At 46.6% G+C, this 17,536-nt stretch carries 18 protein-coding genes; 9 read left to right on the plus strand and 9 right to left on the minus strand.

The genetic code is table 11. The annotated features are described in order from the left end of the window. The first annotated feature begins 217 nt into the window (after positions 1–217). The 8 genes from rplU (at position 218) to FIU82_RS03050 (ending at position 5,735) form a co-directional block, all read left to right on the plus strand. The gene (gene rplU / locus FIU82_RS03015; RefSeq protein WP_022946364.1) at positions 218–529 is read left to right on the plus strand and encodes a 50S ribosomal protein L21; all 312 of its coding nucleotides are present in this window, start codon (positions 218–220) and stop codon (positions 527–529) included. A gap of 17 nt (positions 530–546) precedes the next feature. Then, positions 547–804, plus strand: a complete 258-nt coding sequence (rpmA, locus tag FIU82_RS03020; protein WP_022946363.1) for a 50S ribosomal protein L27 — start codon at positions 547–549, stop codon at positions 802–804. A gap of 111 nt (positions 805–915) precedes the next feature. After that, positions 916–2,073: an Obg family GTPase CgtA gene (gene cgtA / locus FIU82_RS03025; protein ID WP_045979625.1), complete on the plus strand. Its 1,158-nt coding sequence runs from the start codon at positions 916–918 to the stop codon at positions 2,071–2,073. Between the two features lie 51 nt (positions 2,074–2,124). Then, complete coding sequence (folA, locus tag FIU82_RS03030) at positions 2,125–2,616, plus strand: type 3 dihydrofolate reductase (RefSeq protein WP_026111312.1); 492 nt, start codon at positions 2,125–2,127, stop codon at positions 2,614–2,616. A 77-nt stretch (positions 2,617–2,693) separates the two neighbouring features. Next, a complete protein-coding gene (locus FIU82_RS03035) occupies positions 2,694–3,065 on the plus strand; it encodes a DUF3718 domain-containing protein (protein WP_022946360.1) in 372 nt (123 codons plus the stop codon). Positions 3,066–3,195: 130 nt separating this feature from the next. Further along, positions 3,196–3,825 (plus strand): uracil phosphoribosyltransferase, encoded by a 630-nt coding sequence (gene upp / locus FIU82_RS03040; RefSeq protein WP_053911398.1) that lies wholly within the window; start codon positions 3,196–3,198, stop codon positions 3,823–3,825. Next, the gene (locus FIU82_RS03045; protein ID WP_152440311.1) at positions 3,825–5,063 is read left to right on the plus strand and encodes a uracil-xanthine permease family protein; all 1,239 of its coding nucleotides are present in this window, start codon (positions 3,825–3,827) and stop codon (positions 5,061–5,063) included. The genes upp and FIU82_RS03045 overlap by 1 nt, the downstream gene beginning before the upstream one ends. A gap of 108 nt (positions 5,064–5,171) precedes the next feature. After that, positions 5,172–5,735 carry a phosphoribosyltransferase gene (locus FIU82_RS03050; protein WP_022946357.1) on the plus strand — a complete coding sequence of 188 codons (564 nt, stop codon included), beginning with the start codon at positions 5,172–5,174 and terminating at the stop codon, positions 5,733–5,735. Between the two features lie 73 nt (positions 5,736–5,808). Here FIU82_RS03050 and FIU82_RS03055 read toward each other — a convergent pair whose 3' ends face one another. Then, entirely contained in the window at positions 5,809–6,459 is a 651-nt protein-coding gene (locus FIU82_RS03055; RefSeq protein WP_022946356.1) for a Crp/Fnr family transcriptional regulator, read from the minus strand. Positions 6,460–6,707: 248 nt separating this feature from the next. Here FIU82_RS03055 and FIU82_RS03060 point away from each other — a divergent pair, with 248 nt between their 5' ends. Beyond that, positions 6,708–6,938, plus strand: a complete 231-nt coding sequence (locus FIU82_RS03060; protein ID WP_045979623.1) for a YgjV family protein — start codon at positions 6,708–6,710, stop codon at positions 6,936–6,938. Here FIU82_RS03060 and FIU82_RS03065 read toward each other — a convergent pair. The 8 genes from FIU82_RS03065 to lptD all read right to left on the minus strand — a co-directional run bounded on the left by FIU82_RS03065 (position 6,923) and on the right by lptD (position 17,458). Continuing rightward, positions 6,923–8,584, minus strand: a complete 1,662-nt coding sequence (locus FIU82_RS03065; protein ID WP_152440312.1) for an amidohydrolase — start codon at positions 8,582–8,584, stop codon at positions 6,923–6,925. The two genes, FIU82_RS03060 and FIU82_RS03065, sit on opposite strands and share 16 nt — an antisense overlap. A gap of 130 nt (positions 8,585–8,714) precedes the next feature. After that, complete coding sequence (locus tag FIU82_RS03070; RefSeq protein ID WP_022946353.1) at positions 8,715–10,730, minus strand: methyl-accepting chemotaxis protein; 2,016 nt, start codon at positions 10,728–10,730, stop codon at positions 8,715–8,717. 103 nt (positions 10,731–10,833) lie between these two features. Then, positions 10,834–11,652: a symmetrical bis(5'-nucleosyl)-tetraphosphatase gene (locus FIU82_RS03075; protein WP_152440313.1), complete on the minus strand. Its 819-nt coding sequence runs from the start codon at positions 11,650–11,652 to the stop codon at positions 10,834–10,836. Positions 11,653–11,656: 4 nt separating this feature from the next. Beyond that, positions 11,657–12,046, minus strand: a complete 390-nt coding sequence (apaG, locus tag FIU82_RS03080) for a Co2+/Mg2+ efflux protein ApaG (RefSeq protein WP_022946351.1) — start codon at positions 12,044–12,046, stop codon at positions 11,657–11,659. Next, positions 12,030–12,836: a 16S rRNA (adenine(1518)-N(6)/adenine(1519)-N(6))-dimethyltransferase RsmA gene (gene rsmA, locus FIU82_RS03085; RefSeq protein WP_022946350.1), complete on the minus strand. Its 807-nt coding sequence runs from the start codon at positions 12,834–12,836 to the stop codon at positions 12,030–12,032. Before rsmA ends, apaG begins: the two co-directional genes overlap by 17 nt. Then, positions 12,833–13,825, minus strand: coding sequence for a 4-hydroxythreonine-4-phosphate dehydrogenase PdxA (pdxA, locus tag FIU82_RS03090; protein ID WP_151173159.1), 993 nt, complete (start codon positions 13,823–13,825; stop codon positions 12,833–12,835). The genes rsmA and pdxA overlap by 4 nt, the downstream gene beginning before the upstream one ends. Before the next feature lie 5 nt (positions 13,826–13,830). Further along, positions 13,831–15,123 (minus strand): peptidylprolyl isomerase SurA, encoded by a 1,293-nt coding sequence (surA, locus tag FIU82_RS03095; protein WP_022946348.1) that lies wholly within the window; start codon positions 15,121–15,123, stop codon positions 13,831–13,833. A gap of 13 nt (positions 15,124–15,136) precedes the next feature. Then, positions 15,137–17,458, minus strand: a complete 2,322-nt coding sequence (gene lptD, locus FIU82_RS03100) for an LPS assembly protein LptD (protein ID WP_235419334.1) — start codon at positions 17,456–17,458, stop codon at positions 15,137–15,139. Between the last annotated feature and the right edge of the window lie 78 nt (positions 17,459–17,536).

Genomic DNA, 17,536 nt, shown 5'->3' on the forward strand with positions numbered 1-17,536 from the left:
AAGCTAAAAAAAGTGATTAAAAACTGCTTAATCTGCTTGGCAACGGGCTAAAAACAGATAGAATAAGGAAAATTTTTTTCATGTCCTCATCGACGCCATTTTTTCAAGTTTTTATTGAAAAAACAGCTTGTCAAGCCGGGCGTTTTAGCGTAGACTTCGCGCCCTATTGAAGAATATTTAGTTGCGTCGATTTGAGGGCGCACAGACGGAGTTAATTATGTACGCGGTTTTCCAAAGTGGTGGTAAACAGCACCGTGTGACTGAAGGTCAAACAATTCGTCTAGAGAAACTAGACGTAGAAACTGGTGCAGCGGTTGAATTTGACACAGTACTTTTAGTTGCTGATGGTGAGAAAATCGAGATCGGTACCCCGTTCGTAAACGGTGGTAAAGTAACAGCTGAGGTTGTTTCTCACGGTCGTGGCGAGAAAGTGAAGATTGTTAAGTTTAGACGTCGTAAGCACTCTCGCAAGCAGATGGGCCATCGTCAATGGTTCACTGAAGTTAAAATCACTGGCATTAGCGCTTAATTTAGAGGTACAGAAAGATGGCACATAAGAAGGCAGCTGGTAGTACTCGTAACGGTCGTGATTCAGAAAGTAAACGTCTAGGTGTTAAGCGCTTTGGCGGTGAATCAGTTCTTGCGGGTAACATCATCGTACGTCAACGTGGTACTCGTTTCCACGCGGGTTCAAACGTAGGCATGGGTAAAGACCACACACTATTTGCAACATCAAATGGTAAAGTTCAATTCGAACAAAAAGGTCCCCTAGGTCGCAAATACGTAAGCATCGTTGCTGAATAATCAGTAACCCAGCTTACAGAAAAACCCCGCTTTTGCGGGGTTTTTTGTTTTCAATACATATAAACTTGTATAATACAGGTATTCAATCGCAGATCCGCTAAGTGAAAAATCATGAAATTTGTTGATGAAGTCGAAATCCGTGCAGAAGCTGGCGACGGCGGCAGCGGCGTGGTGTCATTCCGACGCGAAAAATATGTCCCAGACGGCGGCCCTGATGGTGGCGACGGCGGTGATGGTGGCAGCGTCTACTTAGAAGCAGACGAAAACCTTAACACCTTAATTGATTACCAATTCGAGCGTTTTCATCGGGCCCAACGTGGTACCAATGGCCAAAGCCGAAATTGTACAGGTAAAAAAGGTGAAGACCTTACCTTGAAAGTGCCCGTCGGCACGCGAGTCACCGATGTTGATACGCAAGAGGGGTTAGGGGATTTAACCAAGCATGGACAGAAACTACTGGTAGCAAAAGGTGGATTTCATGGCCTTGGTAACACGCGCTTTAAATCAAGCACCAACCGTGCACCACGTCAAAAGACCCTGGGAACACCTGGCGAAGTACGTAATCTCAAGCTTGAATTGATGTTGCTTGCTGATGTGGGATTGTTAGGTTTACCTAATGCCGGTAAGTCGACCTTTATTCGCAGCGTTTCCGCAGCCAAGCCGAAAGTGGCTGATTATCCATTTACGACCTTGATACCCAACCTAGGTGTAGTACGCCCGGCCTCCGGGCAGTCATTTGTTATTGCTGATATTCCAGGGCTTATCGAAGGGGCGTCTGATGGTGCCGGTTTAGGGATACGCTTTTTGAAACACTTAGAGCGTTGCCGAGTGTTATTACACATCATTGATGTGTTGCCTGTTGACGGCTCAGACCCTTTAGACAATGCGTTTGCCATTATTAATGAGCTACACCAATACAGCCCTAAGTTGGCTGACAAGCCGCGCTGGTTAGTCTTTAATAAGATTGATTTACTCGATGAAAGCGAAGTAGATGAGGTATGTAACCGCATCGCTAATGAGCTGGGTGTCGAGCATGATATTTATAAAATCTCAGCGGCGAGCGGCTTGAACACCCAAGCATTATGCCAAGATATTATGCAACTTCTTGAGTCCATGCCGAAAGAAAAATTCGCGCAAGAGCAGGAACAAGAAGAAGTTGAGTTTAAGTGGGACACCTACCACCGTCATGCCACCAAAGACAGTGATGACGATGATTGGGACGATTGGGATGATGACGACTACGACGTAGAGATCATTTACGAACGTTAACAACTGTTATGAAGGGCGCACTTGCGCCCTTTTGTATATAGGATATCTGTAGTGAAAATATCGATGATTGCGGCCATGGCCAAAGACCGCATAATTGGCAAAGACAACGATATGCCATGGCATCTTCCAGCCGATTTAAAGCATTTTAAGCAAGTGACCTTAGGTAAGCCCGTTATTATGGGTCGTAAGACGCTAGAGTCTATTGGGCGAGCGCTTCCAGGACGACGCAATATTGTCATCACCCGCAACTCAGACTATGCTTTTGAAGGAGCCGAAGTGGTTACGTCGGTGCAACAAGCGCTAGCGCAAGTTGAGGATGTTGAAGAGGTAATGGTCATCGGTGGCGGGCATATCTATGAGCAGTTTTTACCCTTAGCCTCATCCTTATATCTGACCTTTATCGATTTGCAAGTAGAAGGCGACACTCGTTTCCCTGATTATGAGCAAGTTGGCCGGTGGCGCTGTGTAGAGCGGGTTAGCCATAGTAAAGATGCGACGAATCCACATAACTACGAGTTTGTTACACTTAATAAAGAAGTGTGAGTTGATTGATAAAATTAGTGCTTGTTGGTAAACTATTAGTCTACTTTGTAAGAAAAAAGTATTAAAGGGTGCTACAAATGAAATTAATGTCAACGCTTATCGCTACTGCCGTATTAGCTGGAAGTGCGCTGTATACCACTCCTGCAAGTGCGAATGATCGCCTAGCTATTAGTATCTGTGAGTATATCGCTGCAGATGATAAAAACCGTTTACGTAAGACGCTGCGCTCAGCACGCCTTAAGATTCGTGATATCAGCGATGCTGTAAAGTGTAATGGCAACAACCTAGTCCGTCACGCAGTTGCGAGCAACGCAGTTGACACCGGCGAGTACATCATTAAAAGCTTACCGAAAAGTTCACTAGAAGATGGCGCCGATTTAAATTGGGCAACAAGCAATCACGCAGGTTCACCGCTGATCGCAGCCATTAAGGACCGTGCCGGTCTTTAAGCACCGTCTACAAAAAAGAAACCATGGCCAAGTCCATGGTTTTTTTTTGCCTATAATTGGCGATAGCCATTCAGTTCTCTTCCTATACTGAGATAAAATAGCAGTTACGACAACGTTTCAGGAAATCAATATGGCAGTTCATGTAATCAATCATCCTCTTGTTCAACATAAGCTAGGTTTAATGCGCGAACACGGCATTAGTACCAAAAGTTTTCGTGAGTTAGCATCGGAAGTGGGTACTTTACTCACGTATGAGGCCACTCAAAACTTAGAGTTAGAAGATAAAACCATTGATGGATGGCAAGGAAATGAATTGTCAGTGCAAAGCATCAAAGGTAAAAAGATTACTGTAGTGCCTATTTTGCGCGCTGGTTTGGGGATGCTAGAGGGGGTGATGCACCTGATCCCCGCAGCTAAAGTAAGTGTTGTTGGCCTTGAGCGCAATGAAGAAACTTTAGAGCCGGTGCCTTACTTTGAAAAGCTGGTCGGCAATATTGATGAGCGCCTGAGCCTAGTTATCGATCCAATGTTGGCCACCGGTGGTTCAATGATTGCGACCTTAGATATGTTGAAAAAAGCAGGCTGTACACAAATTAAAGTGATCGTGCTAGTCGCTGCCCCAGAGGGGATAGAAAAGACACTGGCGGCACACCCAGATATTGATATTTATACTGCATCAGTTGATAACCACCTCAATGAAAAAGGATACATTGTGCCAGGGCTTGGAGACGCCGGAGACAAGATTTTTGGTACCGTTTAATGACGCCTTTATTTGCACCTAAAACCATCCTTACCGGCGCGCAAATGTTGTTTGTCGCCTTTGGCGCCTTGGTTCTAGTTCCTTTATTAACAGGCCTTGATGCGAACGTCGCATTGTTTAGTGCCGGGGCTGGCACATTGGCATTTCAGCTTATTACTCGCGGGCAAGTTCCGGTATTTCTGGCTTCGTCCTTTGCTTTTATCGCACCTATCATTGCCTGTAACCAATTGTATGGCAGTGCCGCTACCATGGGCGCGTTAATGGCTGCAGGTGTCGCCTACATGCTACTGAGCGTACTTGTTCGCTTGAAAGGCACAGACATGCTGCACCGCGTGCTTCCACCGGTGGTTGTCGGCCCGGTGATCATGGTCATCGGTTTAGCGCTGGCACCTGTGGCAGTGAATATGGCCATGGGCAAAAGTGGTGATGGCAGCGCCCAATTAGTGGCCTATGATCACGCAATGTGGATATCCATGGCGGCTCTGGTGGCAACGCTGGTTTTTGCTGTGTTTGGCAAAGGAGTGTGGCGTTTAGTGCCTATTTTAGCGGGGGTTGTTGTTGGCTATGGCTTGTCATTGGCCTTTGGCGTAGTCGATTTTGCGGTGATCAACAATGCTCAATGGCTCGCTGTGCCCGCATTCAGTGCGCCAGAATTTAAGTGGCAGGCTGTGGCGTTTATGATCCCCGTGGCCATTGCGCCTGCTATTGAACATATTGGCGATATGATGGCTATTAGTCAGGTTACCGGTAAAGACTACCTAAAAAAACCGGGCTTACACCGCACACTGATGGGAGATGGCGTCGCGACGAGCCTAGCTGCCAGTATTGGCGGACCGCCCAATACTACTTATTCAGAGGTCACCGGTGCAGTGATGCTGACCAAGAACTTCAATCCCAAGGTTATGACGTGGACCGCCGTTATCGCGATTTTGCTGGCGTTTATAGGCAAAATGGGGGCGGGTTTGCAAACTATTCCGGTCCCAGTAATGGGGGGCATTATGATTTTGTTGTTTGGCTCCATCGCTGTGGTTGGATTAAAAACGTTATTAAAGGCTGATTTAGATGTGAGTGAACCACGCAACTTAGTGATTATTGCACTTATTTTGGTGTTGGGTATTGGCGGTATGCAAATAGGTGGTAATGAATTTGCCCTGCAAGGCGTTAGCTTGTGCGCCATATTTGGCATCGTGCTCAATCTTGTTTTACCCAGTAAAAAGCAATCGCCAGTGCAAGGCTAGAGCATTTATTCTGAAAATGCGATAGAATTTGCCGCCACACGTTATCGTTTGGTGGCGGCACACTAAGCACAGTGTTCAACTTCAGCTATCACAAACTAGGGGCAACTTATGTCAGATAAGCTTTATATTACCGCACAGCAACTATTGGAAGATTCGTTTCGTGTCGCTGCGCAAGTCTATAAGGACGGCTTCCGTCCAGATTTTATTATTGGTATTTGGCGCGGTGGTGCTCCTATTGGGATTGCTGTACAAGAGTTTTATGATTATAAAGGGATAGAGACCGATCATATCGCCGTTCGTACCTCTTCTTACTATGGTATTGGTAAGCAATCGAAAGAGATCAAAGTACACGGTTTGCATTACATCATTGAAAATGCCAATGCGGGTGATTCACTCCTTATTGTGGATGATGTTTTCGACTCAGGACGCAGTATTTTTGCATTAAAAGAAAAGTTAGCAGAATTGATGCGTTTGAACCTGCCTAAAGATATTCGCGTAGCTTGCCCATACTATAAGCCGAAAAATACCAAAGTCCCTATGAAGCCTGACTATTACATCCATGAATCGGATGAGTGGCTGGTATTCCCTCATGAACTTTCAGGGTTAACCCCCGAGGAATTGATTGAAGGTAAATCGGATTTAGCCAACATTAAAGACTTATTAGTCGATTAAAAAAAGCAGCGTAAGCTGCTTTTTTTATCCCATTTTTACAACCCAAGTGGGCAGGCTGATGCTCTGATCTCACTTACGTGAAGCTTTCTACAAACTCCTCTAAAGCTGACACATCAATTGTTTGTAAGCCTTCTTTACTGCGCACAATAAGCCCTTTATCAACCAGCTCGGTAACCACGCGTCGATAAGCCCGCTCCGTGGTAGCAAAGCGCTCAGCCTCGGCGCTCACAGTGGGATAGGCGCGTAACAAGGTCGGGTTGTTGTTTTGTGCCCGCATTAAGCAATCTTTGGCAATATTATAGCTTAGCGGCAGTAACAGTTTATCAAGGTTAACCTTTTGGTTTTCCTGAAACTTCGCGGCTATAGTTTGCGCTGTGTACAAGCTCAGTTGGGGGTTCTCTAATAATACTTGGCGCCAATGCTTGAGCTCGATAAGGTTATAACTTACATCGCTAAAGCAGGTTACGGTATAGATACAGGGCTGATTGTTAAGCGCTTCTATTTCCCCAATCAGGGTGTTGTTGCAATCAAGCTGACCTAAGAGCAAACGTCGCCCATTGCCCACATCGTAGCTAAAAGACACGGTACCGCTGCGCACCAGTACCAGCTTTTTAAGCGGTTGATCTTGGTGTAATAGCACTTCCTTTTTTTGCTGCTGGTAGCGATTGCCAGTGAAATGAAGTAGCTGCTCTACCAAGTCGGTAGAAAAATGATATTGAAACATAGTCAAAACTCGTTGGGACAATTGTCCTTTTTGTTACACCAATATGTCGCTACGATGAAAATGTAGCGTTTTTTATGCCAATTTACGCACAGAGACTGAGTCCGTCATAGGTTTAATCATTCCCGTGTTTACTTATTCGTTTTTACTCAGTGGTGTGAATTGGCTTTTTTATCTTATTCTCGCGATGTTGCCGACAATGGCTTATAACAAGCGAGGTTTATGCTAACTTAAAGCAGAGGAGAGAACAAATGACCTGGGAATATTTAGGCTATGTCGCTTCTGCTTTATTAGTAACGTCACTGGCGATGAGCGATGTCGTGAAACTGCGTTGGTTTAATCTCGCCGGCTGTATCGCATTCACTGCCTATGGGGTCGCCATTGCGGCGTGGCCAGTGGCACTGACCAATGCCTTACTCTCTGTTGTTAACATCTATCACTTGCACAAATTAGCCCAGGCTAAACGTCAAAGCGCAGGCTGACGCTGGTAGCGACGCTGGCCTGCCAACCAAGTTTCTAACACCTTGGTTTGCCATACCTGCTGCACCGGGGCATGGATAATGTCGGTGTCGACAAGGATAAAATCTGCCCACTTGCCTTTTTCTAAACTGCCAACCTTAAACTCCTGGAAGGCGCTGTAGGCAGCGTCTAGTGTGAATGCTCGCAAAGCTTGCTCGCGCGTGAGCAATTCTTTAGGGCGCCAACCTTGCTCAGGTAAGCCTTGGTGGTCTTGGCGTGTAATTGCGCTATAAAGACCATGGAAAGGGTTCGCAAGCTCCACGGGAAAGTCTGAACCCGCTGCCACACGAGAGCCTTGCTCTAGAAATGTGCGCCACGCATAAGCGCCTGCTAGTTGTGAGTCGCTCAAGCGTTGCTCGGCCATATGCATATCAGAGGTGGCATGAACCGGCTGCATAGAAGGAATAATCTTAAGTGCTTTAAAGCGCGGGATATCATCGGTATCAACAATTTGCGCATGCTCAATACGGTTACGTAGCAAAATACCACCTGTGCGTTTAAAGACATTCTCGTATGCGTTAAGCACTATTTGGTTCGCTCTGTCGCCTATAGCGTGGGTATGAGCGGAGAAACCATGCTTAAAGCATAAACTGAAAATATCCTCGAGCTGTTGTTGGTCCTCAAGCATCAGGCCTCGATGCCCCTTTCTGTCAGCATAGTCTTGCAGTAGGGCGGCGCCACGAGAGCCTAGCGCGCCATCCGCGTACACTTTCACACTGCGAATAGCCAACATGTCTTCATTATCATCGACTTTACCAGCTTTGAGCATGGTCTCGAGTTTGTCATCAGTGGCCCCGAGCATAGCGTAAATGCGCAGCGGAAGATTGTTGTCTTTGGCGCGTTGTTTATACAGTTGCCACGTATCAAAGTCGATGCCGGCATCATGGGCGCTGGTAATACCTAAGCTTAATAAATGTTGACCGGCTTTATCTAAGGCTGTGGCGAGAGCTTTCTCGCTGCGCTTGGGAATGTGTGCTGTGATCAACTGCTCTGCTTTATCTATAAATACGCCGCTCGGATTCCCTTGAGCAGTGCGTATTATCTCACCCCCGGCTGGGCTTGTTACCTCACTATCAAGACCTGCTAACTCCATGGCTTTGGAGTTGACCCAAATAGCATGACCATCTACGCGACTTAATACCACGGGTCTGTCGCTTACGAACTTGTCTAAATCTGCGGCACTGGCGAAGGTTTTTCCAGGCCAAAGTTCCTGGTTCCAGCCACGACCTATAATCCATGGCTGTTCAGACTGTGCGGCGAACGCTTGAAGACGCTTTCCCACCTCTGCAACCGAGGTTGCACCGCGTAAATCAAGCTGCATTAGGTTTTGCCCTAAGCCAATGATATGACCGTGTGCATCGATAAGGCCAGGAAGTAGCACCTTACCTTGGCCGTCGATGCGCTTTGCATCTGGGTAGCTTTTACTAAGTTGTGCTTTGCCGCGATTGATCACTCGGCCATCTTTAATCACTAAGGTTGCAAAGGTCTCAAGCTCGCCTTTTTGAGTGGGTGTATAGCCTTTTATGTTATGAATAACTGTGGTTTGTGCCAATACTGTGCAAGGTATAGAGCACATCATTAATAGTGCAACGAGTTTGTTTTTCATCATTTTTATCCTCTGTTAGCAGCTTTGTGAATGTAGCAAATTTATACGCAAGGGAACAGCCAGGAAGGGGAGGATAATTAAGCAGCAACAAAAAGGGCCGCTAAAGCGGCCCTTATCATCAGCACTTGGCTGTTTAAACCTTAAAGCGGTCTACAGATTGGCGCAGCTCTTCAGCGAGCTTGGCCACTTCAGTACTTGACTCTGAAGTCTGGTCGGCCCCCTGAGCTGTCTGCTCAGCGATAGAAACAATTTGCTCCAAGCGCTCACTTATTTCTTGCGACACTTGCTGTTGTTCCATCGCTGCCGATGAGATTTGCTCGCTCACATCGTGTGCAGTGGCAACGGCGTGAGTGATTGAGTCTAGTGCAGTGGTCGCATGCTCACTTTGCTCAACACAGGACTCGGCTTGTTGACGGCCTTTCGACATCGCTTCTACAGCAGCTTGAGCTCCGGTTTGTAGCGATTCAATCATGTTTTGAATCTCTTGCGTCGACTCTTGTGTCTTACTTGCCAACGAGCGTACTTCGTCAGCTACAACGGCAAAGCCTCGCCCTTGTTCGCCTGCTCGTGCGGCTTCGATTGCAGCATTCAATGCTAGGAGGTTAGTTTGCTCGGCAATGCCACGAATAACATCCAAGATACCGCCAATTGATGCGCTGTCTTGATGCAGCTGATTAATAACCTGTGAGGCGTTATCAACTTCAATAGCCAACTGTTCGATAGTTTCTTTGTTTTGGTTAGAGATCCCTTTAACACGACTAGCTTCGCTGTCGGCATTCTTAATCTCGCTTAATGCTTGTTGAGCACTGTCGTTCACTGCCTGAGAAGTACTACTCATTTCGGTTGTGGCAGTCGCGGCTTGCTCTACCTGAGCGCGCTGCGATTGAATTGCGTGGCTTGACTCAGAGGTGATGGTCGACGTCTGCTCTGATGCCGCAGCAAGTTGCGTAGAACGCGAGATGATGCCTTGAATCAAAGCTCGCAAGCTGTCAATTAGGGTATTACAACTGCGTGCCAGCTCACCGAATTCATCTTGTGCACTGTCGTCTAAGCGTTGCGTCATATCTCCTGAGGCAACAATATTAAGCACGCTGTTTACTTCACTCAATGGTTTAGTAATACGGCTTACGGTGAAGTAAGCAACAATCACTGCGATGATGGTGGCTATGATCATGCCCAACCAAGTCCACAGGTTAGCGGCACTGACATCGGCACGCACACCTTCTTGTTGCTTGAAGGCAAGGTTATTTACTTGCTTCACTAAGGTGGTCAGGTTTTTGATCGCCTGCTCAGTGGTTACTTCTGAGTTTTCAAGATTAACCGTGGTTTTATCTAAGGTGTTAAGTAATTCCAACTTGTTTGCGGCAAGAGAACTTGAGCCTTTAACCGCATCGCTAATGGTACTCACATAGGTATTTAAATCACTGTACAGTGACGCATCTTTAGCGCTTACAGCTTCTTCAATCAGCCCCATTGAGCGTTCAAGCTCGTCCATGTAAAACAGTTGGTCGTTCTTAATAATTTCCAGCGTTTGCTTATTCTTAACAGACAGAATGTCGTTGCCTGTGGTGGCAATCGCGGTGAGGTTGTTTTCCAATTGCGTAACTGCTTGGTAAGCACGAGGTGAGTCTTCTTCTAGGCCGTCTAAGTCAGAGATATCAAGAACCACAGAAATGGCATCTTCTGCGTTTAAGTCGATATCATCAAACTGGCTGCGCAGTGTATTGCGAAGCGCCAGCGCTTTCGCTTTATTGCTAAACAGCTGAGTGACTTGGCCCTCAAACTGGGTGTAAGTTTTTTCTACGGTTTGCGCGAGCTGTTTTAATTCTGGCTCATTAGCAACCACATCCATAAGGCTCGCCATGGACTTATCAAAGCGCTTTTGCTCTTTATTGTAAGCTTGTTTTAGCTCAGCAAGGGACTTTTCATCCTCGCTATTGTAGGCGCCCAGTGCTGCTTTACTCATGAGCACAAATTCAACTTGTAGCTCAGAGCTTTTATCTAAAGCAGGTAAAGAAAGTTGGTTAACACTTTGCGTCGAGCTATCAATATTCGCAATGCGAACAAGAGAGTTGCCACCTATAACCAGAAGGAGGAGGGTGATAAAGATGAATCCACCCCAGATACGTTGACTCACAGTAAGCTTCATAGATGTTCCTAACTACATAAAATATCTTAACTTATCGGCAGGATTAAGGATAAATTAAGGTAACTATTGCTAAAATGTAACAACTTTTTGCGTTTTTATCAGCTTATTGCGATAAAAATTCGCATTGCTTTACAACTTTTTTCTTACTCTGCAAGTCCATCAGAGTCATGCTGCCACCCCAAACACATCCTGTGTCCAAAGCATGTACATTATCTCGCCCGGTTTTGCCTTCTAGTGCCGCCCAATGCCCAAATACAATGTCAAAATCATCATGCTGACGATGGCTGTGAGCAAACCAAGGTACAAGCTGATCATCACACCCTGGTTTACCTTTTTCTTTTAGGTTTAAAGCACCGCTGGGTTCCACAAAGCGCATGCGGGTGAAACTATTGATAGTATAGACAAACTTTTCCATTTCGCTGAGAGAATCGCACCATTTTACAGGTCTGTTTTCGTACATGTGCGCGAAATAATGGGCTGCGTCTTTTCCTTGATAACAGCGCTGCGCTTGTTGCGCTTGCTCAAGAGCTTGCGCAAGTGACCAATGTGGAGACAAACCAGCATGGCATACCAGAGTATTTAGCGGCGCTAACCAAAGAGCTAAGGGTTGGTTACGTAAAAACGCGAGTAGGGAATCAAAATCATCGGCGGCAAATAAAGGGGCGAGTTTATCTTTTGGGTTGGGTTCTTTATTTAATGCTGCACAAGCCAGTAGGTGTAAATCGTGATTACCTAAGGTGACACTCACACTGCCTTGCAATTGCTCAAGTCGGCGCAGACATGACAGCGAGTCGGGACCGCGCGCAACGATATCACCCACACAATAGAGATGATCTTGGCTGGGGTTGAAATCAACACGCCGCAACAGTGCATCAAATTCATGATAACAGCCTTGCAGATCACCTATTGCGTATAACGCCATGAGCTTAGTGTAAAATGTTGGGGCAGTTTAGGCGGAAAACATCAATGGGCGCCTGGAACTCATTGCCAAATTCGCTGCGCATCACGTAGTAGCCTTGCATGGTGCCTACGGGAGTTTCCAACACTGCGCCACTGGTATAACTGTAACTTTCACCCGGGCCGATGGTTGGCTGCTCGCCAACCACGCCTTCACCTTCTACCTCGACTTCTTTGCCATTGGCGTCGGTGATAAGCCAATAACGACTGACGAGCTTGGCGCTACTCAGGCTGTGATTCTTTATCGTGATGTTATAAGCAAATACGTATTTGTCTTGCTCTGGCTCCGATTGACCTTCAACGTAGAAGGTCTCGACATTCACTTTAATCGCTGAATCTGTACTACTGCTTGTTGTCATATAACCAATTCGCAATCTCAATAAATTGTTGTAAACTCAGGCTTTCTGCTCGCAAACTTGGATCGATACCTAGGCCTTTTAGCTGCGATTCATCCAATAAATTGCTCAAGCTATTTCGCAGTGTTTTACGGCGCTGATTAAACGCTTCTAAACACACGGTATTAAGTAACTTAGTATCTTTAGCGCTGCGTTGTGCTTTGTCTTTCGGCACTAAGCGCACCACGGCCGAATCTACCTTAGGTGCTGGTTTAAAGCAATTAGGCGGCACTTCAATAACAGGAATGGCATGGCAGTAATATTGTGTCATTACGCTCAAACGGCCAAAGGCTTTGCTACCAGGACCTGCGACCATACGATTAACCACCTCTTTTTGCAGCATAAAGTGCATATGCTCCACCTCATCAACAAAGTTGAATAAGTGGAATAGCAGTGGTGTTGAAACATTGTAAGGCAGATTACCAAATATTTTTAATTTGGCGTCGTTGCGTAGCAGCGAGGAAAAATCGAATTTCATCGCATCGCCTTGATGTACCGTTAGCTTCGGTGCCATAAAAGGGTGGTGAATAAGGCGCTCGGCTAAGTCTTTATCGAGCTCAACCACGTTAAGGTGGTCGGTCAATTCGCACACCGGTTCGGTGATTGCGCCCAAACCTGGACCAATCTCGACTAGGTTATCGCCCGGACGCGGGTCGATAGCGGTGACTATTTTATCAATGACGGTTTCGTCATGAAGAAAGTTTTGCCCGAATCGCTTTCGAGCATAGTGGCCTAGGTGTAATTTATCTGTCATTGTCTCTTAGCTTTTTTGCTCGCCATTTTGATTGCTTCATTTAAAGCAACGCGAAAACTGCCAGCGTCTGCTTGGCCACTCGCAGCTAAGTCAAGGGCAGTGCCGTGATCGACTGAGGTGCGAATAAAAGGAAGGCCAAGGGTGATATTTACGGAATTTCCAAAACCCTTATATTTTAACACAGGCAACCCCTGATCGTGATACATCGCTAGTACTGCATCCGCCTCATTGAGGTATTTATCTTGGAAAAGGGTGTCTGCAGGAAGGGGGCCCACTAAGTTCATACCTTGTTGATTTAGCGCTTCCAAGGTCGGAGTGATCACTTCAATTTCTTCACGGCCAAGGTGCCCGCCTTCGCCAGCGTGTGGGTTTAAACCACAGACTAAAATGCGGGGTTTGGCAATTGCGAATTTAGTACGTAAATCGTGCTCAAGAATACCAATTACCTTTTTCAAGCGCTCTTCTGTAATGGCTTTGGCTACATAGGCCAACGGGATGTGCGTGGTGACTAACGCAACTCGCAGTCCTTGTGTTGCTAACAGCATCACGACATCCGGGGTATTTGATTGTTGTGCAAAATATTCGGTGTGCCCGCTGAAAGAAATTCCCGCTTTATTAATGATACCTTTGTGAACTGGGCCTGTGACGATGGCATCGAACGTGCCATCCATGTTTTTCTCACAGGCGATACGCAGAGTATCAAGCACGTATTCGCCATTTTTCTCATCAAGTTCACCAGCCACCACAGGCGTTGCTAAATCGACTTGATGGATATACAACTCACCCGCTGCGCTGGGCTGGGCAGGAGCTTGCTCATCAAAAGGCGTTAACCGTAGCGGCAGACCCAAGGCTTTGGCTCGTTGTTGCAATAGCTTAGCATCAGCAATAGCGACCAGTTGTGCGGGCCACTGCTGCTGTGCTAATTCAAGCAATAAGTCCGGGCCTATGCCAGCCGGCTCCCCTGGAGTAATGGCGATACGTAAGGTCATAACCATTAATCCTCTGCGAAGATCTCAATGTGTGCTTGCTCGCGGATCTCCTGCTGGAACGCAAAGCTCTCTTCTTTGAACTTACGATTATATAGCAGCTGCTGAGCACGGTTTTTCTTCGCTAAATCGGTTTTATCGGCGACGCGTTTATCTAACAGCTGCACGATGTGCCAGCCGAAAGTGGAACGGAACGGTTCACTGATCTCGCCTTTTTCTAGCGACATTAACGTATCGCGAAACGCAGGCACATAGGTAGTAGGGTCGGTCCAATCGTACTCACCACCTTTAAGTGCTGAGCCCGGGTCTTCAGAGTACTCTTTTGCCAATTCGGCAAAGTCAGCATCACCGGCACGCAAGTCTTTGACAAAGCCTTCAAGCATTGAGCGTGCTTTCTCTTCACTCAATATAATTGAGGGCTTGAGAAGAATGTGACGTGAGCGCATCTCGACAGTTTCTACGACTTGGCGGCCACGCACGTCTTGTACTTTAATGATGTGAAAGCCCGCGCCACTGCGCAGTGGGCCAACAATCGTGTCTTTTTTCTTACCTTTCACTGCCTCGGCAAATAATGAAGGCATTTCATTGGTGCTCATCCACCCTAGCTGTCCACCTTCGAGCGCCTTAGAGCCACTGGATGAGGCGATTGCGATACGCTTAAACTCTCGGCCTTCTTCAAGTAATTCAATTACTTTAGCTGCACGGTCTTGCGCACTGGCAATTTCCTCTGGCGTTGCAGAGCTGGGAATATCGATAAGAATGTGGCCAATATCGTATTCCTCACTGTTGCCGCCTTGCTGCTCCATAATTTGCAAAAGGTTTTCAATCTCTTGCAAGCTAATGTAGATACGGCGATCGACGTTAGCGCGCAATACCTGCTGAGTGGTGATCTCTTTACGAATATCTTCACGGAATTGGGCGAAGCTTTCACCGGATGCTTCCACAGAGCGACGCATGTCGGCAATGGTACCGCCTTGGTCTTTAGCCATGGTTGCAAGAGTTTGATCAAGCTGGCCATCGGAGATTTCTAAGCCCATACGGTCGGCCATTTGCATCAGTAAGGTTTGATTGACGAGTCGCTCAATAGCTTGCACACGTAAAGCACTGTCAGTGGGAAGATCTTGACCACTTTCTTTGGCTTGTGCTTTTACTCGGTTAACAATGGCGTCCACTTCACTTTCAAGGATCACCCCTTCGTTAACGATACCTACGACTTGGTCAATAAGTTGTTCTTGTGCTTGTACACCCTGAGATAACCCTAGGGCGAATAAAGTTGTTGCTAAAAAACGTCTGAATTTCATACTTTTTATTGCTTTAATTGGTAAGGAAATAGGGGCGACGGTAGCCAAAAATGCCTTCTCTAAGTAACTTTTGTGCATCATAACTGCTCTTGCCTCCAAGTCCTTTAAGGACAAATTTGATGCCGATCCCCGAGTCGAAGATGGCTTGCTCTTGGTTTATGCTTTGGTTTAAGTCCGTTTCTATTTGTCTGCGGCCAGTGATCTGCACTGCCCAACAACATGACTCATACTGTAAACCACTGAACACTTCGATGCTACGACCGGTTTCAATATCACGGTGGTAGCTGGCCACGAATTGCCAGTTATCGTCAATTGGGACACTGGTAAACATACCTATTTGCTCAATTGTATTCCCTGAGACATCGTTTGCATAGCGATGGTTCAACTGCACCAACTCATTATCGTCGCCCTTATAATCTAGGGTCACATGGGATTGGATTATTTGCTTGCCATCGGTGTCGTACTGAATGCCGCCAGAGAGATACCAACGACGGTGCCAGTGCCACATGGCTTCACCGGCGAATAACGCGTTGTAATTGTTTTCGCCGGCAAAGTCTTGCTCTGTGGGTTTAGCAGAATCAGAGAGATAAAATATTTGCCCGACACTGAGGTTAAATAATTCCTCATTTTGTTTATCAAAAATACGCGTTGTCGCCCCTAGGGTAATTTGGTTAGCCGCAGCGATGCGGTCTACACCGGAGAAACGACGATCGCGGAACAGGCCATAAAAGTCGTCTTGGAGTTTGGTGGTATCAAACAGGCCAATGTTATTTTGGTCTTTATTGGGGGTGTACAAATATTGAATTTGTGGTTCCAGGGTTTGAATACCATCTTCGACGAGTAAACTGGTGTCGCGTTCGAAGTTAAGTTGGCTGTATAGGCGAACTTTCGGTAGGGTTCTGTTTACCGTTTGCTCATACTGCGTCCCTTCAAGGTTACCTTGCTGGTCATAATAAGTGTGCAGCACACTGAACTCAGAGAGAAATGACCACGCATAACGCTCTTCACTAAAACGCAGTTGCGGTTCTATGTGCACTCGTGTGGCTTCATCAATAGTTCGTGTGCTGTTACGGAAATGGCTCAACTCGCCGCTTACTGTGGCGTCAAACCAACCCAATTTATAGGCATTTGTCTGAGTAAAACCGATGCGAGGCAAGGTTGTGTAGGACTCAAGATGGTCGCCCAGGACTTCATAATCTTGCAATTGTATATCGGTGCGCCAACGCTCACCCAAATGGGTAAGAATCCCCGTACGGGCTAAGTGGGTGTCGGTCTTATTGGCGTAATTAGAATTCAGGTCGGTGAGGTAGTTATCGTCACTCACATTCGTAATATCTACGCCTGCACGCCAGACATCACTAAAGTAGCTCTGCTGCTGCCAGTGGAATAAATAACGGTTTCCAAGTTCGCGCTCACTTTTATCTGAATCTAAGTATTCGAGCCCTAGCAAACCTTGGCTGCTCGGGGTTAAATAACGAAACTCAGACTGCAGCTGAATGCCTTTTTTGGACATATAGCGCGGCGTTAATGTGAGATCGTAATTAGGAGCCAAGTTGATGTAGTAAGGAGTGATAGTCTCCACGCCAAATCGGTTTGAGCTGGAAATCTGTGGCGCTAAAAACCCTGTTTTGCGTTTATCATCAATAGGAAAGGTAAAGTAGGGCAGATACAACACCGGAGTATCATAAATTTTCAGCGTGGCACCGTAGGTCTCACCCCAACCTTCTTTTTGCGAAAGAATGATTTTATCGGCGCTGATTGCCCAAGTTTCGCTATCGACCGGGCAGGTCGTGAAGCTGGCATTACTCAGCTCTAAGGCGTCCTCATTAACCTGTAATTGTTCAGCGCCACCACGGCCTTGCTGTTGAGTGAGCTGATAATCGGCACCAAGAAGGCTGATATTAGAGTCGTTTAAGCTTGCATTTAAGCCGCGACTGGTGATTTTAGAGACACCGTCTCGGTAAGTTAGCGGCCCAGTCGCATTTAATAAGCCTTGTTGTTTGTCAATCAGTGCTGACTGCGCTTGTAAGCTCATGGTGCGCGTATTGATGTTGACGTTGCCATCAAACTGAGCACTATCTTGGCCTATTAATTCAACATCGTCGGAAACAATTTCTACTAGGCCCAAGGGTAAGTTAGGGGCTTGCCAAGGCGCAGGGCGTGAAGCAGCTAAGCAGTGCGCTACCTTAATATTTTGTGATAACTGTTTTTTATCGGTATCTGTGTGCTCTTGCGCCGAAGCGGTGTTGGCCGCAAGCTCTGCTGTGCGCGCAAAAACGGCGCCTGCGCTGGCACCATACAGGGCGAGAATAACCATGCCCCACAATTTATTCATCGACTTCCCTTAAACTTAATGTTGCTTGCCAAGTGCACTGGAAATAAGCATGACATAATAAAGCAATTTTTCCGTAAT

It is taken from the genome of Pseudoalteromonas sp. THAF3, assembly GCF_009363775.1.
Lineage (GTDB): Bacteria > Pseudomonadota > Gammaproteobacteria > Enterobacterales > Alteromonadaceae > Pseudoalteromonas > Pseudoalteromonas ruthenica.